The following is a 25,619-nucleotide window of genomic DNA, read 5'->3' as shown; positions in this document are numbered from 1 at the left end:
CCCCGCCCGCTGCGTACCGCATCGATAACGGACAGGAACTTCCATGCCCCATCACTCCGCTCCAGAAGGTTCACGCGGTCCCGCGCTGCGCCGCATCGTGTACGCGTCGATGGCCGGCACCATCGTCGAGTGGTACGAGTTCTTCCTCTACGCCACGATGGCGACCTTGGTCTTCGGGAAGCTGTTCTTCCCGCCCGGCGACAGCGAACTTGACGGCATTCTCGCCGCGTTCGTGACGTACGCCGTCGGCTTCGCTGCCCGACCGCTGGGCGGTCTGGTCTTCGGCCACTTCGGCGACCGGTACGGCCGCAAGTCGCTGCTGCAGGTCAGCCTCGTGCTGGTAGGCGTCGCGACGTTTGGAATGGGGTGCATCCCGAGCTTCGACGCGATCGGCTACGCGGCGCCGGTACTTCTCGTCGTCCTGCGCTTCGTCCAGGGCTTCGCGGTGGGCGGCGAATGGGGAGGGGCAGTGCTGCTGGTCGCCGAGCACAGCCCCGACGAGCGACGCGGCTTCTGGTCGAGCTGGCCCCAGGCGGCCGTACCGGTCGGGAACATCCTCGCCACATCCGTCCTGCTGCTTCTCACCTCGACCCTCTCCGACGAAGCATTCCTGTCCTGGGGCTGGCGCGTCGCATTCTGGCTCTCCGCGGTGATCGTCCTGATCGGCTACTACGTACGCACGCATGTCACGGACGCACCGGTGTTCCAGGCGGCACAGGCGGAGGCGGCCCAGCACTCGGCTGAGCAGTACGGCGTTTTCGAGGCGGTGCGCAGGTATCCCCGTTCCGTGGCTACAGCGATGGGACTCCGGTTCGCCGAGAACCTCATGTACTACCTGGTGGTCACCTTTTCGATCACGTATCTGAAGGTCGTCGTGGAGACCGGCACCGACCGCATACTGCGCCTGCTGCTTCTGGCTCACACCTTGCACTTCTTGGCAATCCCGCTGGCCGGCGCACTCACGGACCGGGTGGGCCGTCGTCCCGTCTACGCGGCTGGTGTCCTCCTCAGCGCGGGTTGGGGGTTCATCGCCTTCCCGATGATGGACACCGCCCACGAAGGGATCATCCTCGCCGCGATCGTGATCGGCCTGCTCGTGCACGCCCTTATGTACGCGGGACAGCCCGCTCTCATGGCGGAGATGTTCCCCACGAGGATCCGTTACTCCGGAATCTCCCTCGGCTATCAGGTCACCTCGATCGCCGCGGGCTCGCTCGCGCCGATCATCGCCGTCGCGCTTCTGGAGCGCTACGACAGCTCGACCCCGATTGCCCTCTATCTGGCTTCCGCTTCGGCCGTCACCTTCATTGCGGTCCTCAGCCTCCGTGAGACACGTGGCATCTCCCTCGCGGCTCTTGATCGTCCAGTCGATGCGCACCAGCACAAGGAGACTCACGTATGAGTTCCGCTACGTTCCAGCGCGCGTGGGACTCGGCCGTGCGCCGGCACCCCGATGCCACCTTCCTCGTATTCCGTACGGAGTCGGGAGAGGTGTCCGAGTGGACCTATGAGGAGTTCGACGCGGTGGTGGCCCGGACAGCGGGGGCGCTGCGGGCCGCCGGAGTCGCGCAAGGCTCACCAGTGCACGTCGCACTGCGCAACTGCCCTGCCTTTGTGGCGCTGTGGCTGGCGGTGTCCCGCCTCGGAGCCTGGCTGGTGCCAGTCGATCCGGCTTCCTCACCGCGTGATATCGCCCGACAGGTGGACCGGGTGCGGCCCGCGGTCGGGGTATGCGCAGCCGCCCGTGAAGCGGTCTACCGCGAGGGCGCGAGCAACGGGACCCCTGTAGTGCTCGCGCTGACAGAGGATGCACGTGACGTCAACGACACCACAAGCTCTCTGTTCTGCACCGACCCCATGGTGACGAGCGAGCGGGTGCAGCCGGACGACCGTTTCGCGGTCATGTTCACCTCCGGGACCACCTCGGAGCCGAAGGGTGTGGTGCTGACGCAGGCCAACTACGCCCACGTCGCAACCGTGATGGCAAACGCGGCACGGCTGCGCCCGTATCACCGCTGGTACGTCACCCTGCCCCTGTTCCACGCCAACGCCCAGTACTACTGCTTCGCACCGGCCATCGCCGTCGGCGCGAGCGTCGCATTGAGCGCTTCATTCAGTGCCTCCGGCTGGGTGCCGAACGCCCGTGAGCTGGGGGTTACCCACGCGAGCCTGTTCGCCGCTCCGGTTCGGATGATCCTGGCCCGTACCGCGAGCGAGGAGCAGCCGCTCGACCTGGAGCACGTGTGGTTCGCGCAGAGCCTGGGCGCCGAGCACTACGAACGGTTCGCGCGACTGGTCGGCACCCGGCCACGGCAGCTGTACGGCATGACCGAGACGGTCGCGATCGTCAGCGCCGACATGGGGGAACGCCCTGTCCACGACGTGATCGGCGCACCTGTCGACGACCGCCGTATCCGCGTGATGGACCAGGCGAGCGGAGACGCGGCGGCACCCGGAGCACCGGGAGAACTCCAGGTGCTCGGCACTCCCGGGCGCGACCTCTTCGTCGGCTACCTCGACGACGAGCAGACCACCGCCCGGGCCTTCTCCACCGGTCCGGAGGGCACATGGTTCGCCACCGGCGACCTCGTCACTCGAGGCGTCGACGGCGTGCTGCGGTTCACCGGCCGTGTGGACGACGTCATCAAAGTGTCGGGCGAGAACGTCAGCCTCACGGAGGTCGAGGCTGCCGTGGCACAGGCCCCGGGTGTTCTGGAGGCAGCCGTGGTCGGCGTGTCCGACCCCGTGCGCGACACGGTTCCCGTCGCGTATGTCGTGGCCCGGGACCCCGAAGTGCCACCCCATGCCGAAGACCTGGACGCCTGGGCCGCCAGCAACCTCGCGCCCGCGGCCAGGCCGCGCGCCTGGCACGTCATCGACGAACTCCCGCGCACCAGCGTCGGCAAGGTCCGGCGCTTCCGCGTCGGCAGCTGACATCCACCCACAAGTACATGTCGGCAGCTGACACCCCACCCACGAGAACATCCGGAGCACGCACGTGAACGCACTCTCCGCAGCACCGAAGGCGCAGCCTCGCGTGGCCCTGGTCACCGGGTCCGCACAGGGTATCGGCGAAGCCATCGCCCAACGACTCATCGCCGACGGCGACCTCGTCGTACTCCTCGACATCGCTCCGGCGGTCAAGGACACCGCGGCCCGCATCGGGGCCACCGACTCCGTGCGCGTGGACGTACGCGACATCCCCGCGCTTCAGCAGGCCGTGCACGACGTAGCCAACCGCTTCGGCCGGCTCGACATCCTAGTCAACTGCGCGGGCACCTGCGGACGCGAATCATTCGAGGACCTCAGCCCGGCCACCTGGCAGCGCGACATCGACACCAATCTCACCGCGATGGCGTTCGCCTGCCAGGCGGCGGTCTTCCCGCACATGAAGGCGCAGGGGAGTGGGCGTCTGATCAACATTGCCTCCGTATCCGGCAAGGTCGGCGGCATCGGCCCGGTGGACCCGTCCGGCGGCGGCGGCCGTTCCGGCGCGGCCTACGCCTCGGCGAAGGCCGGAGCCATCAACCTGACCCGCTGGATCGCCCGACAGGTCGGGGGCTGGGGGATCACCGCGAACGCGGTGGCTCCCGGGCCGATCGCCTCCCCCATGGCTGCAGGGGGCGAATACGGAGTGTCCCGCTCACCGATACCGCGCATGGGCGAGCCGGCCGAAGTGGCGGCGGCCGTAGCCTACTTGGCCGGTCCCGATTCCTCCTACACGACAGGAACCTGCCTCCATGTGGACGGCGGGTACGTGCTGGCGTAGCCCACTTGAGGGCAGCCGCTGTGGTCGTCGTCGGGTGAGGGCCGGGGGCAGTGAGCCGCCCCGCTGCTCACCTGACGTTCTTCCCCCGGACAATCGCGACGACGCCGACAAGGACCGCGAGTGGCGAGAGCACCCAGACCACGCGAAGTGGGCGCCTCCTGCCGTGACATCCGCCTGCGGACCGAACTGCACACCCCGGGCGACGGCCACGCCGAACCGCTCACCGAGCAGTCCTCACTGGGGGTGTGGCTCGCCCACCCGGTCGGAGGCAAGCTCCTGAGGGAACGGCTTGACGCTCACCCCGGCACGGTCCGCCTGGACGACGTCGATCCGATGGCCCTGGCAACTGCGGACCAGATACCGCTCACCAAGTTCAACGGCCCCCTGCTCGGGCTCGACGCGGACGCCATCAGCGCCCTTGTCGCCGCCGCGGCCGCGGAGAACAGCGCCACCGCCTGAACGCATCGCACGAATCCCTCCCACTCAGCCCCGCACACCGATGGAGATCACGTGCCCGTACGCCCGCGTCATACGTACGATCCGGAACTCGGCCGCCGTATCGACGAACTCAACAAGAAGCCGGCCGATACCCGCGCCATCGCGGACTACGAGGCGCTCGGCGCACCCCTCGGCCCCTCTGAGGACTGGGACCTGGAGATTGAGAACCTCGCAATTCCCGGACCGGGCCCGGAGATCCCCGTACGGGTCTACCGTCCGGCCGGGCCTGCTCCGTCTCCGCGACCGTGCCTCGTCTGGCTGCACGGCGGTGCCTGGGTGGGCGGTGACCTCGACATGCCCGAGGCGCACGAGACCGCTCGCGGTGTCGCCGGGCGGGCCGACGCCGTCGTCGTCTCGGTCGACTACCGCCTGTGCAGCGAGACCGTGCACTTCCCCGCCCCGCACGACGACGTCGTCGCCGCCTACCGCTGGGTCCGCGACAACGCCCTGGAGCTGGGTGTCGACCCGGCCCGCATCGCGCTCGGCGGGGCCAGCGCAGGAGGTAACCTCGCGGCCGGCGCCACTCTGCGGCTGCGGGACGAGGACGAGACACCCTGGCAGGCGCTGCTGCTCTACCCGCTCGTACACGTCCCCATCCCCGCGCCGTCGGACGAACTCGCCGCCGCCCTCACACAGGTCCCCATGCCGATGATCCTTGTCGACGAGCAGCTGGAGGAGATCACGGCCCTCATGCTGGACGGCGCTCCCGCCGAGACCGCGCCGGCGTACATGTTTCCCGGCCGTGCCGAGGACCTGAGCGGCTTCCCTCCGACCTACATCGACAACGACGAGTTCGACAGCCTGCGCAGCAGCGGCGAACTCTTTGGCGAGCAGCTCCGCGCCGCCGGGGTCGAGGTTGAGCAGGTGCTCTCCGAGGGCGTACTGCACGGGCATCTCAACATCGTGGGTCTCGGCGCCGCGCACGCCACTCTCGACCGATTGGCCGGCCGTTTGCGCATGAGCTGACCCGTCGACCGGCACCGTACGAACACCGCCAGCGAAGGGAGGACCAGTGAGCAGATCCGGAACACCGGCCGTGGGATCGGCCGGCCAGGCACCGCGGCCCGGGACGGACATCCCGTCCGATGTCGGAGACCCGCCGACGAACGCTTCCGGCCGGTGGTCGCGGCGTTCGCGGACACCGTGGCCGAGCCGGAATCGACGGGAGCGGCGCTGTCGGTCTGGCATCACGGCGTCGAAGTGGTCGACGTGTGCCGCGGAGTCGCCGATGCCCGGCATGGTCGGACATGGGACGAGCGGACACCCACCGTGCTCTTCTCGTCCACGAAGGGACTCGCGTCGCTGACCGTGGCGTGGCTCGCCGAGCGCCGGCCATTACTTCGCGACCGGCGCCTCGAGGTCGATACGCCCGGAGTTCGGCGTGCACCGCAAGCAGGCCCTCACCGTCGGGGACCTGCTGGCGCACCGTGCGGGACTGCACGCACCGGACGCGGACCTCGGGCTGGACGAGGTGCTGGACAGCCGTGCGTTCGCTGCCCGGCTGGCGGCGCAGACTCCCCGGTGGTCGCCTGGTGAGGCGCATGTCTACCACGGCGTCACCTGGGGGCCGCTGGTCCGGGAGACGGTCCTACGGGCAACAGGCCAGGACCTGCCCGACCTCTTCCGCGAGATGACGGGACTCGCCACGCCGGCCGATGTCACGCTGCGGGCGACGGACGCCGAGCTCATCCGTGTCGCTCATCTGCGTAACTCACCCGAGCACGATGCGATCGGCCTGAGGATGGCGGAGATCTTCGCCGCCGACGAGAACGCGATGCGTTTCCTCACCACCGGCGGCGCTTTTCCTGAGCCTGGTCACCGAGGACGGCGGCTTCAACGACCCGCGGGTGCAGAAGTCCGGCCTGGTCAGCGCGAGCGGCATCGGTACCGCATCGGCACTCGCCCGCATCTGGTCGTCGGTGGTCGCACCCACGGGCGGGCAGCAACCCCTGCTGTCCGGCCGCGGCATCGAACTCCTGACCCGGGAACGGAGCGCTGGCCCCGGGGCCTTCGACGCGAACAACCCCGGCCCCTTCCACCGGTGAGGCGCGGGAGAGCAGTTGTACTCCGATGCGCTGCGGCTGCTCACGGAAGACTCGTTCGGACACGACGGTGCCGGCGGACAGGCCGGATTCGCCGACCCGCGTCACTGGATCGGCTTCGGCTACCTCACCAACCGCATGGAGACCGCGAGCAACGTGCCCCAGGTCGTCGCCGCGCTGAAGGCGGTGCTGGAGGGTACGGAGATGACATCGCGAGATAGCTGCCGTCGGGCATGACCCGGACGACCCACCAGCCCATAGCTGAGGAGAAGGGCCACCGCCGTGCTGCAACACGCCACCATGATCACCGCCGACGCGGACCGAGGGGTGGCCTTCGTGCTCAGCGCCTCGTTCACGCTGGACCGACCCGCCGGGGAGGTGGCGATAGCAGTACTGAGGTCCACAGCCCACGGGGTCTACGAGGTACGGATCAACCGGCGCGCGGTGAGCGAGGCCGTCCTCGCGCCACGGCTGGAGCGCCTACGAATGGCGTCGGCCGGCCCGGTCCGACTGACACCGCCGAACTTATACCTCGCGCCGGAACGGATCACCGGTCCAGGGATCCGAGATCGAGGTTGTGGAAGGCGCTCTCGACGAAGCGGGCGGCTATGCGCCGGGCGGATTTCAGATCGCCGCCGTGGTCGATGGTGTGCTCGCAGATCTGGAGGGCGACGCCGACACACGCGGCGGCCAGGGCATCGGCGGCGACTCCGAGGTCGGGGCCGAAGGTCTTCTGGCGGCGCGTGATGAGGCCGGTGAGCTGCTCGGTCACACCGTTGACGACCTCCCGTCGCAGAATTCCCGGCTGGTCGCCGGCCTTCTCGCCCCTGAAGAGCAGTTCGAAGCCTTCGGCACGCTCCGCCGCGAAACGGAAGAGCGGATCCATGCCAAGCTGGGCCAGGTCCGCGAGGGGCAGACTGCTGCCCTTCTCGTAGGCGTCCGCGATCCACCCGCGGAAGACCTCTGCCTCACGCCGGACGACGAGGAAGTAGATCTCTTCCTTGTTGCCGAGGCGCGCGTAGAGGGTCGGCTTGGTCGTGCCGGCCCGTCTCGCGATGTCCGCGATCTGCGCGGCGGCGTAACCCTCGGCGTGGAAGACGGCTCGTGCGGCGTCGAGCAGATGACTCTCCTCGAAACGGCGGCCGCTGAGACTGGTGGTCATGGATTCGGACACCAGGCAAGTCTACGGAGCCGCACGTCCACCCGGACCGGCCGGAGCCCTCTGGCTCCGGCCGGTCCAGACCGCCCGCGGGTACCGGCCCGCGGGCGGCCGCTCCACATCAGTAGATGTCGACGCGGGCGGGCAGGAACGATGCGCCGCCGTCCACGCTCACCGTCGATGTTCCGGCCCTCGGGCGCAGGACGGCTCTACCGTGATCGTTCGTCGTCGCGGTGGCACCTCCCGCTGTGACCGTCGCGCTGCGCAACGGCCGGCGGTCGACACCCTGCTCGGCGGCCCTCGCTCCGTCATAGGCGGAGGTCACCTCGACGACGATGTTCTTGCCGGCCCGCTTGGCGCTCACGCCGAGTGCCGTGGGACGCGGGAGCAGGTCGCGGATCTCCGTACTCCGCTCGTCGAGCGGCTTGGGCCCGGTCACGGTGGTGCCGTCGGCTCCAGGCGGGCGCGGTCACCGGTGTAGCGGTAGAGGTTGTGCACGCTGTGCACCCAGTGCAGGGACCAGTCGGGGATCGTAAACCCCTGGTATTGCTCGAAGTCGCCCGCGACGCTCAGGGGCAGGATGCCGTCGGAGCGCGGTGAGTTGGCGAGCTCGATCTCCTCGTCGTCGCAGGTGAAATACGCCCGCCCGGACTGCGGGTAACCTGCTCCCGCACCGCAGCGCCCGCGATCGTCACCTCGGCCGAACCGGACGCATGCACCGTGAGGTACAGGTAGCGAAGGCCAGCCATCTCCAGGGCCGAGTAGACGGACCGGCCGCCGGGGCAGATGTACCGTGCGCCGGCCGCGTAGTCGGACGTCGTTTCCACGGCAGCGATACCCTTTTGCTTCTCGCGGTAGCCGAGTTCGACGACGGTTCCTGCCGGGGCGTCGATGTCCAGTTCCACGAAGCCCGCGGTCATGGCGCCGAAATCGACGACGACGTCGAGCGTCCGGTGGACGTCGATCGAGGCGACGAGGGGCAGGCGGCCTTCCACACGGACCGGCACCCCCGGGGACGCGAGGTGCTGTACGACCCTGGCCCCCGGGTGCGGGCTCGCCCAGTCGGGTTTCGGCCGGGTCCGTGCGTCGAGCACCGCCACGGGACTGACGGTGCGGCCGCCGAGCCGCGCCACCGGCCGGGGGAGGAGTTTGCCGTACGGACTGACCGGAGGACGACTGCGTCCCAGTCCGCCCCAGTGCCGCGCAGTCAGCACGGTGGCAGCCGCCAGCCGCTGTCGTCGAAACTCGGACGTGTCCACCGTGTCGGCAGCGCGCGTGCGTCCAGCACTTCGCACGGGACGCCGGAGGCCGCGATCGTGCTCCAGGCGGTGGAGCGGTGGACCCGCCACGAGGCATCCGTGACCAGGTCCCCGGCCCCGTCCTCCATGCGTGCGTCCAGCACGAGGCCGGCGTCTCCGTTGATCCCGCCCTCCGGCGGGGCCGGGCTCCACCACGAGGTCGCTCTGCCGTAGTAGGTGACAAGGACGGCGACAGCGTTCGGTGCAGGCTGCAGGAAGGGGGCAATGTCGAAGCTCTCGTACCGCCAGCGGCGCGGCTGCGCCCGGACCGGTCCACGTCCGACCTCCTGGCCGTTGACCCAGAGGACGAACCGGCTGTCGGACGTCAGCCGCAGCGGCACGGCTCCCGGCACGGTGCCGAGCGAGAACGGTGTCGCAGAGGTCCGCGACGACGCCGAAGTTGTGGGTTACGAGAATCATGCCGAGGCCGCGTTCCGCGCGGAGTTCACGCAGCAGGTCGAGAACTTCCGCCTGGACCGTCACGTCCAGGGCGGTGGTGGGCTCCTCTGCGATGATCAGATCCGGACCGGCCGCGACCGCGCCGCAAATCAGGACGCGTTGTGCCATTCCGCCGGAGATCTGGTGCGGGTAAAGGCCGAAGACATGCTCCGGGTCCTTGATCCCGACCCGCGCGAGAAGGGCCAGTATCTCGCCCCTGGCTTCCCATCCTCAACCTCGCCCCGCTCCACCCCGATGCCGACGCCCATGTCAGTAGGTCGCCCGTCCTCCGCTGATGTCGTAGACGGCGCCGGTGGAGAAGCTGACGCGCTCGGAGGCGAGGAAGGCGACGAGTTCGGCCACTTCCTCCGGGCGTCCGATGCGCTTCATCGGGATGAGGCCGGTGATGTGGTCCAGCACCTCGGGTGAGGTGGAGTCGTTCATGGGAGTGGCGATGACCGCGGGAGTCACGACGTTCACCAGGACGCCGCTGGTGGCCAGTTCCTTCCCTGCGGATTTGGTCAGGGCGATCACGGCGGCCTTGGACGCAGAGTAGACCGACAGGTTGGGATTGCCGTCCTTGCCGGCCATGCTGGCGAAGTTGACGACGCGGCCCCAGCCGCGCTCGCGCATGCCGGGCACGAAGGCGCGCATGGTGTTGACGGTTCCGATGACATTGACGTCGAGAACGCGGTGCCACTGCGCGGGTGTGGTGTCGAGAAGAGGGGTGTTCGGACCGACGATGCCGGCCGAGTTCACCAGGATGTCCATCGGCCCTATGTCATGGGCTAGTCGGAGCAGGGCCGACTCGTCCGTCACGTCGGCCTCGATGTCGGCACCGGAGAGGTCGAGCGTGATCGCTTCGACGCCGTCGTTGCGCAGGCGCTCGGCGGTGGCGGCGCCCAGTCCGCTTGCGCCGCCGGTGACCAGGGCAGTCCTGGCAGTGTTCGTCATCGTGCGTCTCCTGGAGTGGTCAGTGGGATTCACGGCTGACGGCGGAGCCGCTGGAGCCGATGAGGAAGTCGAGGTCGGCCCCGGTGTCAGCCTGCTGGACATGGTCGACATAGAGGCGCTCCCAGCCACGTCGCGGATCGGCGAAGCCGTCGAGGGTGGCCCGGTTCGCCGTGCGCCGGGCGAGCTCCTCGTCCGGTACGTCCATCTCGATGCGGCGTTCCGCGACGTCCAGGCTGATGACGTCGCCGGTGCGGACCAGGGCGAGCGGTCCTCCTGCTGCCGCCTCGGGGGCGACGTGCAGGACCACCGTGCCGTAGGCGGTCCCGCTCATCCGGCCGTCGCAGACGCGCACCATGTCCCGTACGCCCTGCTCCAGAAGCTTCTTCGGCAAGGGCATGTTGGAGACCTCGGGCATGCCGGGATACCCCTTCGGGCCGCAGCCGCGCAGGACGAGGACGGAGTCGGCGTCCACATCCAGGTCGGGGCTGTCGATGCGGGCGTGGAAATCCTCGACGGAATCGAAGACGACGGCCCGGCCGCGGTGGCGGAGAAGGTGTGGCGAGGCAGCGGCCGGTTTGATCAGGGCGCCGCCTGGGGCGAGGTTTCCCCGCAGGACGGCGATGCCGCCCTCGGCCACCAGCGGCCGCGTACGAGGACGGATGACTTCCGCGTCCCAGGTCGGCGCATCCGCGAGGTACGAGACAAGAGGGCGGCCCGTGACGGTCAGTGCGTCGGGGTCGAGCAGGTCGTGTACCTCGCGCAGGACTGCGAGCAGACCCCCGGCCCGGTGGAAGTCCTCCATGAGGAACCGGCCCGCGGGCTGCAGGTCGACGAGGACGGGGACGCGTGAGCCGATCCGGTCGAAGTCGTCGAGGGTGAGGTCGACGCCGAGGCGCCCGGCGATCGCGAGGAGGTGGACGACGGCGTTGGTGGACCCTCCGACGGCGGCGAGCGCCACGATCGCGTTGTGGAAGGACGCCTTGGTGAGGAAGGTGCCGGGACGGCGGTCCGCGCCGACCATCTCGACGGCGAGGCGGCCGGTCTCGTGCGCAGCCTGGAGCAGACGGCTGTCGGGCGCCGGAGTTCCGGCCACACCCGGCACGACGGTGCCGAGCGCTTCGGCGACCAGGGCCATGGTGGAAGCGGTGCCCATGGTGTTGCAGTGGCCGCGGCTGCGGATCATCGCCGATTCAGAACGGGTGAAATCGTCCTGGCCGAGCGTGCCGCCGCGCACCTCCTCGGACAGCTTCCACACGTCCGTGCCGCAGCCGAGAGGTTCACCGCGGAACGTGCCGGTGAGCATCGGGCCACCGGGGACGACCACGGCGGGCAGGTCGACCGAAGACGCCGCCATCAGCAACGACGGGATCGTCTTGTCACAGCCTCCCAACAGCACCACTCCGTCGAGGGGATTGGCTCGCAGCATCTCTTCGGTTGCCATCGCGGCCATGTTGCGCCAGAGCATCGCGGTCGGCCGCATCTGGGTCTCGCCCAGAGACACCACCGGCAGGTCGAGCGGAATGCCGCCTGCCTCGTAGACGCCGTTGCGCACCGATGCGGCGATCTCGTTCAGGTGTGCGTTGCACGGAGCGAGATCGGACGCGGTATTGGCTATGGCGATCTGCGGGCGCCCTGTGAAGGCGTCGTCCGGTACGCCACGGCGCATCCAGGCGCGGTGGATGTAGGCGTTGCGGTCCTGGCCCGCGTACCACTGTGAGCTACGCAGCTTCACACGAAACTCTTTCCAATAGTCGGTACGTAGGTCTAATCTTTGGAACGCTATGGACGATACGCAGACGTTCGACGGACCGAAAGCCCTCGGAGCGGAAAGGAGCGAACGCGTGACGGCTCACTCGACCGACGCCGGGACCAAGGGTCCTGTCGGATCGGACCGGGTGCTCGCGGTCCTCAAGGAACTAGCCCGCCACCCGGACGGCGTGGGCCTGGAAGAGCTGACCCGGGTGATCGCCAGCCCCAAGCCGACCGTGCACCGCGCCCTCCAGTCGCTCCGGCGAGCCGGCCTCGCCGACCAGGACGTACGAGGCCGCTACCTGCTGGGAGACGAGTTCCTGCGGATGGCCTTCGCGCATCACGAGGCGCGCCCCGAGCATGTGCGCGTGCGGCCCGTCCTGGAGGCGCTGGCCGAGCGGTTCCAGGAGACCGTGCACTACGCCGTACTCGACGGACGCGAAGTCGTCTACCGTGCCAAGGTCGACCCGCCCACCGGCGCCGTCCGTCTCACCTCCACGGTCGGGGGACGCAATCCGGCCCACGCCACAGGCGTCGGAAAGCTGCTCCTCGCACACGAGCTGACCACCCTCGGCGAAGTGGAGGAGTGGATCGGCGAGAGCATCCTGGAACGGCGTACTCCGCGGACCTGTTGCACCGCTGCAGAACTGCACCAGGAGTTCGAATCCGTCCGTGAGCGTGGATACGCGGTGGACGACCAGGAGAACGAGGCAGGCGTCAACTGCCTGGCTCTGCCGCTGTACGCGACCTCGGCGGCAGTCCCGTCCGGTGCGGTGAGTGTCAGCGCGCTGACCTACCGCACCCCGCTGAGTTCCCTTATCGATGCCTACGACGAGATCCGGAGTCTGCTCGGCCCGTCGGGAGGGCCGATCCGATGACCACCGCGACACCGGCCGCCGCGACCGGCGAGGCATTCGGTCTGGCCGAGGGACCGGTCTGGGACGCCGTCCGGCAACGCCTGCTGTGGGTCGACATCCACGCCGGACAGGTACTGGAAGGCGCCCTCGGCCCCACCGGCCGGATATCCGTCACCCGCCGCCACCAATTCGACTCGACGGTCGGTGCGGTGGCCGTTGCCGAAGACGGCACCCTGCTCGTGGCCGCCCAGGAGCACCTGGTCGTCGTTGCGGCCGACGGCACACGGTACGACGGCCCCCGCATCGTGGGCGCCGGTGAACGCCGCCGCCTCAACGACGGCTCCATCGACCCCACGGGCCGTTTCCTCGTCGGCACGCTCGGCCTCGACGGCGGCTCGCGACGCGAAACCCTCGTGCGCCTGGAGCCAGACGGGGAAGTCACGACCCTCGACTCCGACCTGACGCTGTCGAGCGGTCTCGCGTGGACCGCTGACGGGCGCACCCTGTACAGCGTCGACACCCTCCGGCGCACCGTCCACGTGCGCGACTACACCCGCGTCGGCACCGAACGCCGGACGCACCTGCGCCTCGCCGACGGCTACCCCGACGGCATCGCGATGGACGCCGAAGAAAACCTCTGGGTGGCCGTCTGGGGAAAGGGCGAGATCCGCCGCTACGCCCCCGACGGAACGATTGCCGCACGCTGCCGCGTCCCGGCACCGCACACCTCATCCGTCGCTTTCGCGGGTCCTGACCTGCGCACGCTCGTCATCACCACGGCCACCTCCGAACTGACCCGTGAGCAGCGGACGCAACACCCCGATTCGGGACGCCTCTTCACCGTGCGCGTCGACGTACCGGGCATTCCGGTACCCGCCTGGTTGGGCTGCCCCTCACTCCTTCCCTGTTGAACCACCACTCCCGCTTTGGAGATCGAGCACGTGTACCTCATGCGTATTGGTGCCGCAGGCGCCGAGAAGCCCGTCGCCCGCTTGGACGACAACACGTACGTGGACCTCTCCGACGTCGTCACCGACTTCGACGAGACGTTCTTCGGGTCGGACGGCCTCGACCGCATCCGGCCGGTCGTGGCCGAGCGCACAGCGGCGGGGCAGGTCTCCCGCTTCGCCGGGGAGCGCGTCGGCGCCCCCATCGCCCGCCCTCACCAGATCCTGTGCATCGGTCTCAACTACCGTGACCACGCGGCGGAATCCGGGATGACGGTACCCGAGGAGCCGATTCTGTTCACCAAGTCGCCCAACACCCTGATCGGCCCGTACGACGACGTGCGCATCCCCCGTGGCTCCACCAAGCCCGACTGGGAGGTCGAGCTCGGTATCGTCATCGGCCGCCGTACCAGCTATCTGGACTCGGTCCAGGAGGCGCGCGACGCGATCGCTGGATTCGTCGTCGTCAACGACGTCAGTGAACGTGCCTTCCAGCTGGAGCGCGGCGGGCAGTGGGCCAAGGGGAAGTCCGCCGAGACCTTCAACCCCGCCGGCCCCTGGCTCGTGACGACCGACGAGATCGATGACGTTCTCTCCCTCGGCATGTGGCTCGACGTCAACGGAGTGCGCCGCCAGAACGGCAACACCAAGACGATGATCTTCGACCCGTACTTCATCGTGCATCACCTCAGCCAGTTCATGACCCTGGAGCCCGGCGACCTCATCAACACCGGTACTCCGCCCGGCGTCGGTATGGGCTTCACCCCGCCGGTGTGGCTCCGGGCCGGCGACGTGATGGAACTGGGCATCACCGGCCTCGGCATCCAACGCCAGCACGTCCTCGGGCCCCGGTGAGGGAGAGCATGCGCGCCTTCGTTCTCACGGGTCCCGGTACGTACGAGGTCCAGGATGTGCCGGCGCCGGCCGCCGCACCCGGCGAGGTCGTGGTCGATGTCGAGAGAGTCGGCGTGTGCGGCACCGACATGGAACTGTTCTCCGGCGAGATGGCGTATCTGCACCAAGGCCTGGCCGCCTACCCGCTCCGACTGGGACACGAATGGTGCGGCCGTGTGGCGTCCCTCGGCCCCGGTGTCGACCCGGTCTGGTTCGGGCGGCGGGTGATGGGGGACACCATGCTGGGCTGCGGGACATGCAACCGCTGTGTCCGCGGGCGCGGGCATCTGTGTGAGCTGCGCCAGGAACTCGGGGTGCGGGGATCGCGCCCCGGCGCGCTGGCCGAGCAGGTCGCTGTACCCGTCTCGTCGTTGCACGCCCTGCCCGCATCCGTCGACGCAGCCGCCGGAGCCCTCGTGGAGCCCGGAGGCAACGCGCTGCGCGCGGCCAGGGCGGCAACTCCGGACCAGGGGGGCCGGGTCCTGATCCTCGGCCCGGGAACCATCGGACTGCTTGTCGCCATGTTCGCCCGCGCCCGCGGCGCGGAGGTCCACCTCATGGGAGAGACGCCCGCTTCGCTCGACTTCGCCCGCCAGCTCGGTTTCGCCCATGTCTGGCGCGAGGAGAACCTCCCTGACCTGGCGTTCGACTCCGTCGTCGACGCCTCCAATTCCGCCCGCCTCCCGGCTCTGGCACTGGACCTGGTGGAGCCGGGCGGCCGTGTCGTCTGCATCGGCCTCGCCGGAGAACCGAGCCGGATCGACACGCGTTCCCTGGCTCTCAAGGACGTGACCGCGGTCGGCGTACTCTCCGCCTCCCCTGCTCTCGACGACACCATCCGGGCCTACGCGAGCGGGTCCGTGGACCCGAGGCCGCTCGTCGCGGCCACCGTGGGACTGGACCAAGTCGGCCCCGTACTCGCGGGAGAGCGGCCGGCAGCCGCCGGCGCGGGCCCCAAGATCCACATTGATCCACGGGTGAGGATCGACTGAGCGACTCGGGCATCGGGGCTGAAAGCACGAGCAGAAGTTGGAATGAAGTCTTCTCGACTCAGCTCCCACCCATGGCAGCTCACTAATAGCGGGAAAGCCGGTTCCGTCCTGGCCCACCTGCACGTTGCACCTGCGCTCGCGTCGCGGCGGGTTTCCGCCGTCCGCGCAGGTGTCCGTCTCGAGAACGGCGGGTTCAACGATCGGCAGCGTGGATGATGCGGGTGCCGAGGGCGTGGACGTCGGATGTCATGGGACATGCGGGACGCGCGTGGAGACGTGGCACTGGTCTGCCCTCAGGGTCAGGATTTTGATTCCTGCCGTAGTGGGGACGGCCTTCCCACAGGGCGGCACCCCGTCGCCGCATGTCAGCTTTCCGCCGTCTTCCGCGTGTTCTTCGCGGCCAGAGTGGGCGACGTCAGGAATATGATGAGTCCGGCCGTGGGAAAGGCGAGCAGTCCGACCCGGAGGGAGGACGCGTCCGCGATCATGCCCACCAATGGGGGCGAGACCAGGAAGCCGACTCGCATCAGCCACGAAATGATGGTGAGGCCGGTGCCGGGGCGAAGCCCGGGCAACTCGTCTGCCGCTTGCATGGCCGTCGGTCCCAGAGTGGCGACGCCGAAGCCCATCGCGGCGAAGCCGGCCACAGTGCCAGGGACCGTTGGGAAGGTGAGTGCGGCTCCCATTCCCACCATGATCAGGATTCCGCCGAGGCGCGTGACCTTTTGCTGACCGAATCGGTCGATGAGCCTGTCACCGAGAGCCCTGCCCGCCAACTGGGCGGAGGCGAGCGCCACGTAGCCACCTGCGGCGATCGTTGCCGTCGCGCCTAGCGAGTCGGTCAGGTACACCGCTGCCCACGAATTCCCCGCGTCCTCGACCAGGCACGCGGCGATCGCAATCGCAGAGATACCAGCGAAGACCGGGAGGGCCCGAGGGCGTAGCCCCGTTCCCTGGGAGTAGGGCACCTGGGGCCCGTCGGCAGGTGCCTTCTGCGGCTGCTCGCGCTCTGCGAGGCAGTAGCGGTATGCCGCCAGGGCAATACCGACGGAAAGGGCGCCGGATACCGCGAGTTGCACGGTTCGGGAGACATCCAGCGCGATGGCCCCCGCGGCCAGCACCCCGCCGAACACGACTCCCGCCGACCACAGGGCGTGAAAGGAGTTGATGACGGATCGCCCGTAGCGGCGCTGTACCCGCAGGCCGTGGGCGTTCTGCCCGACGTCGGCCACGGCATCCGAGCCGCCCGCGGCGAGCAGGGCGAGTGCCAGTAGCGCCATCGAGGGTGAGGCACCGGCCGCCAGGATGGCACCTGCGGTGAGCATGGTGCTTGCCACCGCCACCTTGGCGGACCCGAACCGGCGCACGAGAAAGCCCGCAGCCAGGCCCACGGTCAGCGCGCCGACCGGGAAGGCCGCGACGGTGAACCCGTAACCGGTGTTCCCCAGATCGAAGTCCCGCTTGATCTCCGGGTACCGCGGAACGAGGCTTGCGAACATGGCCCCGTTGGTGAAGAACAGCGCGGAAACGGCGGCTCTCGCACGCCGCACGTGGGGTTCTGCCGACACACTTTGTCGTTGAGCGGTAAACATGAGGGGCACTATACGCACGTACGAATAATCTGCACCCGACGGTGTTACCGTGAACTCCGCATCGCCCGGGCGGGCGGAGCAACTACCGTCAAGGACAGAGCGTGACTGGACCGCGCCAACGAGCGATCAAAGCAACCCTGGACCTCATCCACCGGCAAGGCGTGGCAGGTGTCACGTACCGTACGGTCGCAGCTCAGGCAGGCGTACCGCTGGGCTCCATGACCTACCACTTCGCATCAAGACACGACCTCGTCTTCGCGGCCTTCGAAGAGTTCGCGAACGAATCCTTCGAACACCTGGAACAGGCGGCCACAGGAGACGCCGAGGACGTCGTGCAGCAGCTCACATCTCTTGTGCTCGCCGAAGCAGACGGGCGGCCCCGAGACCGCATTCTGCTGGCCGAGCTCTACGTCCTCTCCTACCGGGACGAGCGGTACGCGGAACTCACGAGACACTGGATGCGCCGCGCTCGATCGGCCATCGCTGGAACTCTGGGGGACGAAAAGGCGCGAGCCGTAGACGCCGTCCAGGAAGGACTCACCTTGCAACGCCACTTCATGCCCGACGAAGTCCACCCAGACCTGATCCGCGACACACTGCGACGCGTTGCGCTCGATCCGCTGGGGCCCGACGCCGCCTATAAGGCTGACCAAGATTCGCCGGACACCCTCTAGTAGGGCTTTGTTAGGTGGTGTCGTAGGGCTGCCATGGGGTGGGTTGCCGACAGGTGGGGCAGGTGCCGGTCCAGGTGGCTAGCAGGTGTTGGAGGAGGGCCAGGGCCTGGTAGAGAGTCAGGCCCTGGCAGGGACTTTTGGGCAGGACCGCTGCTCGGTCAGGAAGAGGTGGGCGGCGGTCACGAGGGTGACGTGGCGATGCCAGCCGGTGAACGAGCGGCCCTCGAAATGGTCGAGGCCGAGCGTCGTCTTCAGCTCGCGGTATTCGTGTTCGATGCGCCACCGTAGCTTCGCGAGTCGGACCAGGTCCCGGGCCGGGATGTCGGCGGGCAGGTTGGAGATCCAGTATTTGACCGGCTCGTTCTCACCTTCGGGCCACTGGGCGATCAGCCACCGCAGACCGATGACACCGTCCGGGGCGGGTTTCGGGCGGCGGCCGGCGAGGCGGACCCGCAGGAACACGAATCGGGCGGACATGGCGGCTTTCGAGCCCTTGCGCCAGGTGACCGCGACTGCCTTGTTGCGTCCTGCGGCCAGGACGTGTTCGCGCAGGCTGATCGGGCGGGTGCGGTAGCGGGGCAACGGTCTGGGCCCGAGGCCGCTATAAGGCGGCTCGTAAGGTTCCGCGGTCTCGGCATGGGCTGTCATCTCGCTCTTGACCTGCAGGGCATAGGCCAGCCCGCGGCCTTCCAGGCCATGGCGGAAGTCGGCATTCGCCCCGTAGCCGGTGTCCGCGACCAGCACCGCCGGCCGTAGTCCGAGCGCGGCCAGTTCGTCGAGCATGTCCAGCGCCAGCTGCCACTTCGGGCGGTGATGCTCACTTTCGGGGATCCGGCAGCGGGCCCGACGGTCCGCAGCTTCCGGTTGGTCCCAGCTGCCGGGCAGGAACAGCCGCCAGGACAACGGGCACGACGCGGTGTCGGACGCGGCATGGACGCTGACCCCTATCTGGCAGTTCCCGACCTTGCCCAGGGTGCCGGAGTATTGCCTGGCCACCCCGGGCGAGGACGTGCCGTCTTTCGGGAACCCGGTGTCATCCACCACCCACACCTGCGGGCGGACCGCCGCCACCGCCCGGCGGGCCAGCCTGGCGCGGACCTCGTTGACCGGCCAGGTCGATGACGTCATGAACTGCTGCAACTGCTGATGGTCCACACCCAGGCGTCCGGCCATCGGCTGCATCGACTTCCGGCGCCCGTCCAGCAGCAGGCCCCGCAGATACAGCCCGCCCTTCACCCGCTGGTCAGCACGCGCCAAAGGCGCGAACACCTCCCCAGCGAATGCCTCCAACCGGCCCCGACACGAACCGAGTTCATCTGCCCTCATACCAGCAGGAAACCAGCAGAACAACCACCTGCCTAGATACCTAACAAAGCCCTACTAGTCGGGCGGCATCTTCCAGGGTGCGCTCTCCGCGCGCGCGGGGAGGACGCCGGCCATGGCCCACACGTAGGTCGCCGCTCCTACGGCTCGCAGCTCGTGACCGCACCGCTCACGGACCTGACCGCCTCTCTCGCCTTGAAGGGAAGAAGCCGGCACGGTCGCCTTCTTGCAGTCCGAACCGGTGGGTGCGGGCTTGGGCGATGACGTCGTGGGGCGGGTCAGGGTTCTCGAAGATGATCACTTGCCCTGGGAAGGTGAGCATGTTCCGATAGAAGTGATCGACGACAGTCGATGTCATCAGTACGTCATCACCTGGGGCGTCCCTCTGAGGGTCGCTTTCATGGGGGGCCCGGTAGGTAACGACGGGCGAGTCGAGGACGACGAGCCCGGGGTGAGGCCGGTCGTGCTCACGGCAATAGTGGGCCAGGGCCGTGGTGAAAGCGGAGTGCAGCACGGAACGGACGCCCTTACCCCGAGAGGCCCGCAGTCGGTTACCCGCCCTGATCTCCATTTGGTACTGGTCGTACTCGGCGTACTCGACGGAGGGCACCTTCCACGCTTCCAGCGTGTGCTGGAGGACCTGGTCAAAGGCGGAGAGTGTTCGGTTCGGAATGTAGTCGGTGGGCCGGTGGGCGGGCGTTGCGGCTTCACCGTCCAGGTGCGACCTGCGTTCTTCTAGTTCCTCGATGCGCTGGTGGAGATCCAGGTCGCGTTCGATTGCCGAGCGGACCTCAAGATGCTGGTCCATGTCTTCGCGCAGGGGGGCGAGCCGGCCTCGGGTGACGGAGATGTCCGCGTCGAGTCGAGCAGCGGATGCTCTCAGTTCCTCCCTGCGGCTGCTGAGCTCTTCGAGCTGACTGCGCAGGTCGCGCATGGTCGGGAGAAGGTCATCGAGGAGGGAGGTGGTCTTGGTCATCTCGGTCTCCACAGCGAGATGCAGCTGGGTCGTCTCGCGTTCGCTGTGGCCGGGGTGCTGGTATTCGGGTTCGGCACCACAGAACACGCAGGTGCCAACCTTGAAGAACCCTAGGAGGTTGCCAGCCTCGGTGACCATGACGAGCCGGTCGATGTCGGAGTGGTACTGCTTTTGTCGGCGTACACGTGAACGCACATAGCCGCGTACGGATGAACGTGCAGAGTTCTTGATGCGCTGAGTGCCGGCCCCCGGCACGCTGCTGCCTGTTGTCGAAGGTCGCAGAGAAGGGGTGGGCCATGGTCTTGGATCCGCAGCGCTGGCTCGAGCTCCGGCGTTTTCGCGGTTTGGTGGAGTCCGGGGCGATGAGCCTGTCGGAGGTCGCCAAGGAGACCGGGCTGAACTGGCGGACGGTTAGCAAGTACCTGTCTGCTGACTCGTCTGCGCCTCCGCGCCGGGTGGCAAGTGGTCAGCCGCGCAAGCGGGTTGTCGACGAGGTCGCTCCGCTGATCGACGCGATGCTGAGGGCGGAGATCCTGATGAAGGCTGCGGTGATTCACGAGCGGCTGGCCGCGGAGTACGGGTTCACCGGGAACTACCAGCGGGTCAAGCTCTACGTGCAGGAGGCCCGCCCGAGGATCGCGGAGGAACTCGGGATCGCTCCGCGGGAGCTGGCGGGGATGCATCGCAGGTTCGAGGTGATTCCGGGTGCTCAGGCTCAGGTGGACTGGGGCGATGAGGGCAAGCTCCTGGCCCACATGGGCATCCCGAAGGTCTACTCCTTCCACATGGTGCTGTCGTACTCGCGCGATCCGTTCTGCTGCTTCACCACCAGCCTGGACCTGCAGACGTTCTTCGACTGCCATCGGCGGGCATTCGCGCACTTCAACGGGGTCCCGATGACGATCGTCTACGACCGCACCAAGACGGTCGTGCGCCGTCACGTGGCTCCTGGTGAGGCGGTTCCACTGCATCCGGAGGCGGTCGGGTTCGCCGGCCACTACGACTTCGACATCGATGTGCTGGCCGCCTACCGGCCCCAGGGCAAGGGCCGCGTCGAGCGCCAGGTCCTGATTGTCCGCGACCACGTTCTCTCGGGCCGGGCCTTCTCCTGCATCGAGGAGATGGACGCCGCGTTCACCGCCTGGGTGCCGAAACGGCGAACCCAGACGCACCGGACTCACCAGCAGGTCATCGGTGAGCGGGCAGTTCGTGACCACGCGGCTCTCAAGCCGTTGCCACCGACTCCGTATCTGGTGGCCGAACGTCATCTGCGGCCGGTCGGCAAGGACTGCCTGGTCGCCTTCGGCGGGAACCTCTACTCGGTCCCCGCCCGCAAGGTCCGACCGCGTCAGCTGGTGGAGATCAGGGCCACGAAGTCGCAGGTCATGCTGCATTCCACCATTGCCGACTCCAGCGGCGAGACGCTGCTGGCCATGCATCCACGGGCCGTCGGACGCGGGGTGCGTGTCGTCGAAGAACAGCACTGGGACGGCCTGCCCACCGGCAAAGGACGCCGGATCACCACCGGCGACGCCTTGCCCCGGCCGCGACACGATTACCCCCTGGGCGAGGAGAGCGGACCGCTGCAAGCCCTCCTCAACCGGGCTGCGGCGACCCGCGTCGAGGTCGGCCGCCGACCATTGTCGGTCTATGACGAGCTGACCGGGACCCGCCCCTTCACCAGTAACCGAGCGAAGAAGGAATCGTCTTGAGCGAGCTGACCGGTAACCGCATCCGCACTACGGCGACCAAGCTCGGCCTGCCCCATCTGGCGGAAACCATCAACGAGTACACCCGGCGGGCGGACGAGGGGAAGATGGGCTACCTCGACTTCCTCGACCTGGTCCTCTCCGAGGAACTCGCCGTCCGCGACGACCGCCGCTTCCGCCAGGGCCTGCGGCTCTCCCGGCTGCCGCACCACAAAACGATCGATGAGTACGACTTCTCGTTCCAGCCCGAGCTCGACCCGCGCAAGATCAAAGACCTGGCCACCCTGTCCTTCGTCGAAGAGAAGGCCAACGCTGCCCTGCTGGGTCCGCCCGGCGTCGGCAAGACCCACATCGCGGTCGCGTTGGCGGTCGCGGCCTGCCGGGCCGGATACTCGATCTACTTCACCAGCCTCGACGACATGGTCCGCAACCTCAAGGCAGCCGAGGCAGCCGGACGTCTGACCAGCAAACTGGGCTCCTACCTGCGGCCGAGCGTTCTCGTGGTCGATGAAGTCGGCTACCAGCCCCTCGAACGCGCCGAGGCGAACCTGGTCTTCCAGGTCATCTCCAAGCGCTACGAAAAAGGCTCCATCATCCTGACCTCAAACAAGACCTTCAGCGAATGGGGCCAGGTCTTCGGCGACGAAGTCCTCGCCACCGCCATCCTCGACCGCCTCCTGCACCACTGCGAAGTCGTCGCCATCAACGGCCCCAGCTACCGGCTGAAGAACCGTCTCATGGCCATCGAGCGCGAGACGGAGGTTGCCTGATCTACGAGTTCAATCCTGGCCCAGCTCCTCGCCCGGCGGGATGAAGGCGTCGGCACTGTCGGCATCGTCAACATGCCCGTGAGCGTCCATCGTGATGGCCGTTGCCCGTCCCTGCGAGGTGATCAGCCACGCGAGTACCTGTTCCGTGAGCGGGGTGTTCCCCGGGCCCTCGTCTTTCCAGTGGGCCCGCCACCCGCCACCAGGAACGGCGGCTACGACCTGGTCGGCCTTCTCAAGGTGGGAGAAGTCTTCGTAGTCCGTGACGGGACGCATGGCGCCTCGCCTCGGGTCGACTACAAGCGCCGCTCCAGTTGCCGGGTCCCATGCCTCCACCCGCACCATGCGGCCGATCTCGGTCTCGGTGCCATTGAAGATCGCGGTCCAGCCGGTCTGATTGAAGTAGCGAAGGTCCACCGCACCATCCTCTCGCATGGCGATGAGCGAAGCGGGCGGCTACTTGCTCTGCACGTTCATCCGTACGCACCCCTGCACATAGGCAAGTACGCCGACAGCTTTTCCAGCAGGGCGAACCGAGACATGAGATCGCCGACCTCGGTCAGGCGCCCTTCGATCTCGGCCAGTTCCTCCGTGATCGACATGCGTTCGGCCACCGAGTTCAGGTGCTGTTGGGAGATGGTCTCGACTGCACGGGAGTAGCCGTCGATAGTTACCTGCAGGCGCCGGTGCCGGTCGCGGAGTTCCTGGATATTTTCAGAGGTCCTGAGTTTGGTCTGCAGGTCGAGGATGATTCGATCGAGGAGGCTGACCTGACCTTTATTGACGCGGCGCTGGCCGGCGTTCATGCCGGGGGTGGCCTCGGCGTTTCCTTCTCCTGTCAGGAGCAGCCGCATGACGGAGGCCGCTGCGGCTTTCCCGCTTGCCGAGGAGGAGTGCAGGACTGGGGAGCGTTTGTCGACCATGCGGTTCTCGGGAACGACCGAGAGGTGCACCAGGTCGCTCAGGCGTAGCTCGCGCGTGCCGCCTGCATCGTTCGCGCGGATCCGTAAATCGTTCCACCCGAGGCTTCCGAGAAGGAACTGGGAGAGGCTGTTTTTGCTGCGCGCAGTGTGCGTGGCCGTGACGTCGAAGTCGGAGGGGCGGGTGACCAGCTCCCGCAGGTCGGCCCGGTGCACGTGGATAGTGTTGGATTCCGGGACGCGCAGCAAGGTGAGCGGGATGCCGCCATCGAGTTCGAGGCCCAGAAGGATCTGGCTGTACCCCTCGGCTTCGGAGAGGTCCAGCTTGCTGCCGCCGAGCATGTACTCGATGGACTCCGCGACGAATGACTTGCCGGTGTCCGAGGCGCCGTAGACGACGGTGAGGGACGGGTCGAAGTCCACTGTGGCGAGCGGCTTGGTCGCGGAGGCGTAGGTGAGATGTGTCAGACGCAGGTCAGCCATGGCCAGCCCCTTCGGATGCGGAGCCTGTTGCGGCACGGTTGATGATCTGGTGGGTCACGCTGCGGGCGTGCGCTGGGGAGCCGTAGTGGCGGAGGGCCCACTCGGCGCGCTCGCGCAGAGATGCGGTGTAGGGGGCTTCCAGCACTTCGATGAAGGTAGGGCCGCTTTCGGTGGCCACGTACATGAGGCCGTCGTTGCTGCTGACGAGGTCTGCCAGCCCGGCCCGGATCAGCACGAGAAGCCCCTGTTCGAGAAGTTCTCGTTTCCTGCCGAGCTCGCCCTCCCGGGCTGGCAGGTCGGGGTGGAGGCTGCGCGGGCCGTCGAACTCGCCGCTGTGGAGTACGAGGTAGTCCAGTGCGACGAGCTGGGCGAGGTCCAGGGGCCGGGGGTGGCTCTCAGCCAGAAGGACAAGGGCGCGGACGCCAACCTCAAGTGGGCTGTTGAGCGGGGTCACTGTTCTCCCTCCCGGCACCAGATAAGGCGGTTGTCGTTCGCGAGGTGGTGACATACCCCTTTGCGGACCTCCGGCCCAACGTAGGGCTTGAGGATCGTCTCGGTCACTGCCACGGTTCCCGCGCAGATCGCGACGGCTGCGTGGCGTTCCCAGCCGTTCGGGTGAGACCGCTCCGCTTCTTCCACGACAATTGTGTAGATATCCTCTTTAACCTGGTCGAAGTATTCCGGTGTGGTTGAGTCTCGCGCGAACAGGCGCACGGACTCGGCGGCGAAGAAGGCCACCCGCTGCCGCAGGAGGTGCCCCTTGGCCTCGGTCACGTCCTCGACTTGCTCCAGGCTGCTTATCTTGTCGGGAAACCGCTCCCGGTAGACGTCGACGAGGCGCTGCACATACCGTGCCTCGTCGTGGCGGGGCCGCTCGGGAGGAGTGAGCTTGCTCGGCCCGTTTGCTGGCGGAACGTGCGGGAAACGCGCGAGCCAGTGCGGCGTGGTCATGTGCTCTTCGAGCACATGGTCAAGATCGATGCACGAGAACATGCCGAAGTCGGTGCCTTCTGCCAGCTCCTTGACCTTGCGGCGGTCGTCATCATCCAGCTTGCTCACGAGCTTGTCCCTGGTCGTAGACAGCTCCTCCAGGAACTTTGCGCGGCATTCGGACGGCTTGGAGAGGATGCGCTTCAGGCTGGCAGCGAAGGTGAGAGCAACGAAGACGTAGCGGCTGGAGACGGTGAAGTGACCGGCCGCGGCGGCCACGAACATCTTCCGAATCTCCTGGGCCGCAGTGGTCCAGGACAGATCTCGCTTGTACTGCTTGCACTGGTAGTTGTGCCATTCCCCCTCCAGCTTCGCCTGTGTCAGGAAGCCCGCCACGTCGATTCCGTGGTCCCCCGCGCCCCCCTGCCGTTCAACGAGGTCGTACTTCGCCCCCTGCGTCGGAACCCATTCCTTCACGAACTCCTCGAATTCGTCGGGGCCCATCAGGAAAGTGACCGTCTGCTTCGGCGTCGCCATCCTCGGCATGCTGAGCCTAGTGTCCTGAGTCGGTAGTCCGCTTGCGGTTATAGGGTGGGGTTATGCCTGGTCCGAAGCCGCTGCCGTTGGAGTTGTCCGATCACGAACGCC

General features: G+C 67.8%; 27 protein-coding genes and 3 pseudogenes. 16 read left to right on the top strand and 14 right to left on the bottom strand.

Annotation, left to right across the window (positions count from 1 at the left end; genetic code table 11):
• Positions 1 to 43 precede the first annotated feature (43 nt).
• From ABZ564_RS22760 to ABZ564_RS22720, 9 genes and pseudogenes are all read left to right on the top strand, one after another.
• Positions 44 to 1,402 carry an MFS transporter gene (locus tag ABZ564_RS22760; protein ID WP_360859381.1) on the top strand — a complete coding sequence of 453 codons (1,359 nt, stop codon included), beginning with the start codon at positions 44 to 46 and terminating at the stop codon, positions 1,400 to 1,402.
• Positions 1,399 to 2,934 (top strand): AMP-binding protein, encoded by a 1,536-nt coding sequence (locus ABZ564_RS22755; protein WP_360859378.1) that lies wholly within the window; start codon positions 1,399 to 1,401, stop codon positions 2,932 to 2,934. The genes ABZ564_RS22760 and ABZ564_RS22755 overlap by 4 nt, the downstream gene beginning before the upstream one ends.
• Positions 2,935 to 2,998: 64 nt before the next feature.
• Positions 2,999 to 3,769: an SDR family oxidoreductase gene (locus ABZ564_RS22750; protein ID WP_360859375.1), complete on the top strand. Its 771-nt coding sequence runs from the start codon at positions 2,999 to 3,001 to the stop codon at positions 3,767 to 3,769.
• A gap of 120 nt (positions 3,770 to 3,889) precedes the next feature.
• Positions 3,890 to 4,228, top strand: a complete 339-nt coding sequence (locus ABZ564_RS22745) for a hypothetical protein (protein WP_360859372.1) — start codon at positions 3,890 to 3,892, stop codon at positions 4,226 to 4,228.
• A 51-nt stretch (positions 4,229 to 4,279) separates the two neighbouring features.
• Positions 4,280 to 5,233, top strand: coding sequence for an alpha/beta hydrolase (locus ABZ564_RS22740; protein WP_360859369.1), 954 nt, complete (start codon positions 4,280 to 4,282; stop codon positions 5,231 to 5,233).
• Positions 5,234 to 5,386: 153 nt separating this feature from the next.
• Positions 5,387 to 5,611: pseudogene (locus ABZ564_RS22735) on the top strand (serine hydrolase domain-containing protein); the annotation flags it as partial.
• A gap of 37 nt (positions 5,612 to 5,648) precedes the next feature.
• Positions 5,649 to 5,981 (top strand): annotated as a pseudogene (locus ABZ564_RS22730) (serine hydrolase domain-containing protein); the annotation flags it as partial.
• Positions 5,982 to 6,114: 133 nt separating this feature from the next.
• Positions 6,115 to 6,312 carry a hypothetical protein gene (locus ABZ564_RS22725; RefSeq protein WP_360859490.1) on the top strand — a complete coding sequence of 66 codons (198 nt, stop codon included), beginning with the start codon at positions 6,115 to 6,117 and terminating at the stop codon, positions 6,310 to 6,312.
• Between the two features lie 15 nt (positions 6,313 to 6,327).
• Positions 6,328 to 6,546, top strand: a complete 219-nt coding sequence (locus ABZ564_RS22720; RefSeq protein WP_360859487.1) for a hypothetical protein — start codon at positions 6,328 to 6,330, stop codon at positions 6,544 to 6,546.
• Positions 6,547 to 6,856: 310 nt separating this feature from the next.
• Here ABZ564_RS22720 and ABZ564_RS22715 read toward each other — a convergent pair whose 3' ends face one another.
• From ABZ564_RS22715 to ABZ564_RS22685, 7 genes and pseudogenes are all read right to left on the bottom strand, one after another.
• Positions 6,857 to 7,483 (bottom strand): TetR/AcrR family transcriptional regulator, encoded by a 627-nt coding sequence (locus ABZ564_RS22715; RefSeq protein ID WP_360859366.1) that lies wholly within the window; start codon positions 7,481 to 7,483, stop codon positions 6,857 to 6,859.
• A 106-nt stretch (positions 7,484 to 7,589) separates the two neighbouring features.
• Entirely contained in the window at positions 7,590 to 7,907 is a 318-nt protein-coding gene (locus tag ABZ564_RS22710; RefSeq protein WP_360859363.1) for a hypothetical protein, read from the bottom strand.
• Between the two features lie 130 nt (positions 7,908 to 8,037).
• Positions 8,038 to 8,568: a family 78 glycoside hydrolase catalytic domain gene (locus ABZ564_RS22705; protein WP_360859361.1), complete on the bottom strand. Its 531-nt coding sequence runs from the start codon at positions 8,566 to 8,568 to the stop codon at positions 8,038 to 8,040.
• A gap of 107 nt (positions 8,569 to 8,675) precedes the next feature.
• Complete coding sequence (locus ABZ564_RS22700) at positions 8,676 to 9,119, bottom strand: alpha-L-rhamnosidase N-terminal domain-containing protein (protein ID WP_360859358.1); 444 nt, start codon at positions 9,117 to 9,119, stop codon at positions 8,676 to 8,678.
• Positions 9,120 to 9,138: 19 nt separating this feature from the next.
• Positions 9,139 to 9,429, bottom strand: a pseudogene (locus ABZ564_RS22695) (ATP-binding cassette domain-containing protein); the annotation flags it as partial.
• A gap of 45 nt (positions 9,430 to 9,474) precedes the next feature.
• Entirely contained in the window at positions 9,475 to 10,158 is a 684-nt protein-coding gene (locus ABZ564_RS22690; RefSeq protein WP_360859355.1) for an SDR family NAD(P)-dependent oxidoreductase, read from the bottom strand.
• 19 nt (positions 10,159 to 10,177) lie between these two features.
• Positions 10,178 to 11,890, bottom strand: coding sequence for an IlvD/Edd family dehydratase (locus ABZ564_RS22685; protein WP_360859353.1), 1,713 nt, complete (start codon positions 11,888 to 11,890; stop codon positions 10,178 to 10,180).
• A gap of 109 nt (positions 11,891 to 11,999) precedes the next feature.
• Between ABZ564_RS22685 and ABZ564_RS22680 the strand changes: the two genes are divergently transcribed.
• From ABZ564_RS22680 to ABZ564_RS22665, 4 genes are read left to right on the top strand one after another with little or no spacing between them, the layout of a single operon-like run.
• On the top strand, positions 12,000 to 12,785 hold the full coding sequence (locus ABZ564_RS22680; RefSeq protein ID WP_360859350.1) for an IclR family transcriptional regulator: 786 nt from the start codon (positions 12,000 to 12,002) through the stop codon (positions 12,783 to 12,785).
• Entirely contained in the window at positions 12,782 to 13,675 is an 894-nt protein-coding gene (locus ABZ564_RS22675) for an SMP-30/gluconolactonase/LRE family protein (RefSeq protein WP_360859347.1), read from the top strand. Before ABZ564_RS22680 ends, ABZ564_RS22675 begins: the two co-directional genes overlap by 4 nt.
• Positions 13,676 to 13,705: 30 nt before the next feature.
• Positions 13,706 to 14,566 (top strand): fumarylacetoacetate hydrolase family protein, encoded by an 861-nt coding sequence (locus ABZ564_RS22670; protein WP_360859484.1) that lies wholly within the window; start codon positions 13,706 to 13,708, stop codon positions 14,564 to 14,566.
• 8 nt (positions 14,567 to 14,574) lie between these two features.
• Positions 14,575 to 15,597, top strand: a complete 1,023-nt coding sequence (locus tag ABZ564_RS22665; RefSeq protein ID WP_360859344.1) for an alcohol dehydrogenase catalytic domain-containing protein — start codon at positions 14,575 to 14,577, stop codon at positions 15,595 to 15,597.
• 365 nt (positions 15,598 to 15,962) lie between these two features.
• Here ABZ564_RS22665 and ABZ564_RS22660 read toward each other — a convergent pair whose 3' ends face one another.
• Positions 15,963 to 17,189, bottom strand: coding sequence for an MFS transporter (locus ABZ564_RS22660; protein ID WP_360859341.1), 1,227 nt, complete (start codon positions 17,187 to 17,189; stop codon positions 15,963 to 15,965).
• 101 nt (positions 17,190 to 17,290) lie between these two features.
• On the opposite strand from ABZ564_RS22660, the gene ABZ564_RS22655 reads away from it, so the two are divergent.
• Complete coding sequence (locus tag ABZ564_RS22655) at positions 17,291 to 17,863, top strand: TetR family transcriptional regulator (RefSeq protein ID WP_360859338.1); 573 nt, start codon at positions 17,291 to 17,293, stop codon at positions 17,861 to 17,863.
• A gap of 117 nt (positions 17,864 to 17,980) precedes the next feature.
• Here ABZ564_RS22655 and ABZ564_RS22650 read toward each other — a convergent pair whose 3' ends face one another.
• On the bottom strand, positions 17,981 to 19,132 hold the full coding sequence (locus ABZ564_RS22650) for an IS701 family transposase (RefSeq protein ID WP_360859335.1): 1,152 nt from the start codon (positions 19,130 to 19,132) through the stop codon (positions 17,981 to 17,983).
• Between the two features lie 223 nt (positions 19,133 to 19,355).
• The gene (locus ABZ564_RS22645; protein ID WP_360859332.1) at positions 19,356 to 20,300 is read right to left on the bottom strand and encodes a hypothetical protein; all 945 of its coding nucleotides are present in this window, start codon (positions 20,298 to 20,300) and stop codon (positions 19,356 to 19,358) included.
• Positions 20,301 to 20,458: 158 nt separating this feature from the next.
• On the opposite strand from ABZ564_RS22645, the gene istA reads away from it, so the two are divergent.
• Entirely contained in the window at positions 20,459 to 21,874 is a 1,416-nt protein-coding gene (gene istA / locus ABZ564_RS22640) for an IS21 family transposase (protein ID WP_360859329.1), read from the top strand.
• Complete coding sequence (gene istB / locus ABZ564_RS22635; protein ID WP_360859326.1) at positions 21,871 to 22,641, top strand: IS21-like element helper ATPase IstB; 771 nt, start codon at positions 21,871 to 21,873, stop codon at positions 22,639 to 22,641. The genes istA and istB overlap by 4 nt, the downstream gene beginning before the upstream one ends.
• 9 nt (positions 22,642 to 22,650) lie before the next feature.
• Here the strand turns inward: istB and ABZ564_RS22630 are convergent, their stop codons facing one another.
• From ABZ564_RS22630 to ABZ564_RS22615, 4 genes are read right to left on the bottom strand one after another with little or no spacing between them, the layout of a single operon-like run.
• Positions 22,651 to 23,055: a hypothetical protein gene (locus ABZ564_RS22630; RefSeq protein WP_360859324.1), complete on the bottom strand. Its 405-nt coding sequence runs from the start codon at positions 23,053 to 23,055 to the stop codon at positions 22,651 to 22,653.
• A 56-nt stretch (positions 23,056 to 23,111) separates the two neighbouring features.
• Positions 23,112 to 24,041 (bottom strand): ATP-binding protein, encoded by a 930-nt coding sequence (locus tag ABZ564_RS22625; protein ID WP_360859321.1) that lies wholly within the window; start codon positions 24,039 to 24,041, stop codon positions 23,112 to 23,114.
• Positions 24,034 to 24,495 carry an ABC-three component system middle component 2 gene (locus ABZ564_RS22620; protein WP_360859319.1) on the bottom strand — a complete coding sequence of 154 codons (462 nt, stop codon included), beginning with the start codon at positions 24,493 to 24,495 and terminating at the stop codon, positions 24,034 to 24,036. Before ABZ564_RS22620 ends, ABZ564_RS22625 begins: the two co-directional genes overlap by 8 nt.
• Positions 24,492 to 25,508: an ABC-three component system protein gene (locus tag ABZ564_RS22615; protein ID WP_360859316.1), complete on the bottom strand. Its 1,017-nt coding sequence runs from the start codon at positions 25,506 to 25,508 to the stop codon at positions 24,492 to 24,494. The genes ABZ564_RS22620 and ABZ564_RS22615 overlap by 4 nt, the downstream gene beginning before the upstream one ends.
• Between the last annotated feature and the right edge of the window lie 111 nt (positions 25,509 to 25,619).

This window comes from Streptomyces sp. NPDC019224 (assembly GCF_040632605.1).
Lineage (GTDB): Bacteria > Actinomycetota > Actinomycetes > Streptomycetales > Streptomycetaceae > Streptomyces.
The sequence above is the reverse complement of the archived record's forward strand: the minus strand, read 5'-3'. Positions and strand labels throughout refer to the sequence as shown.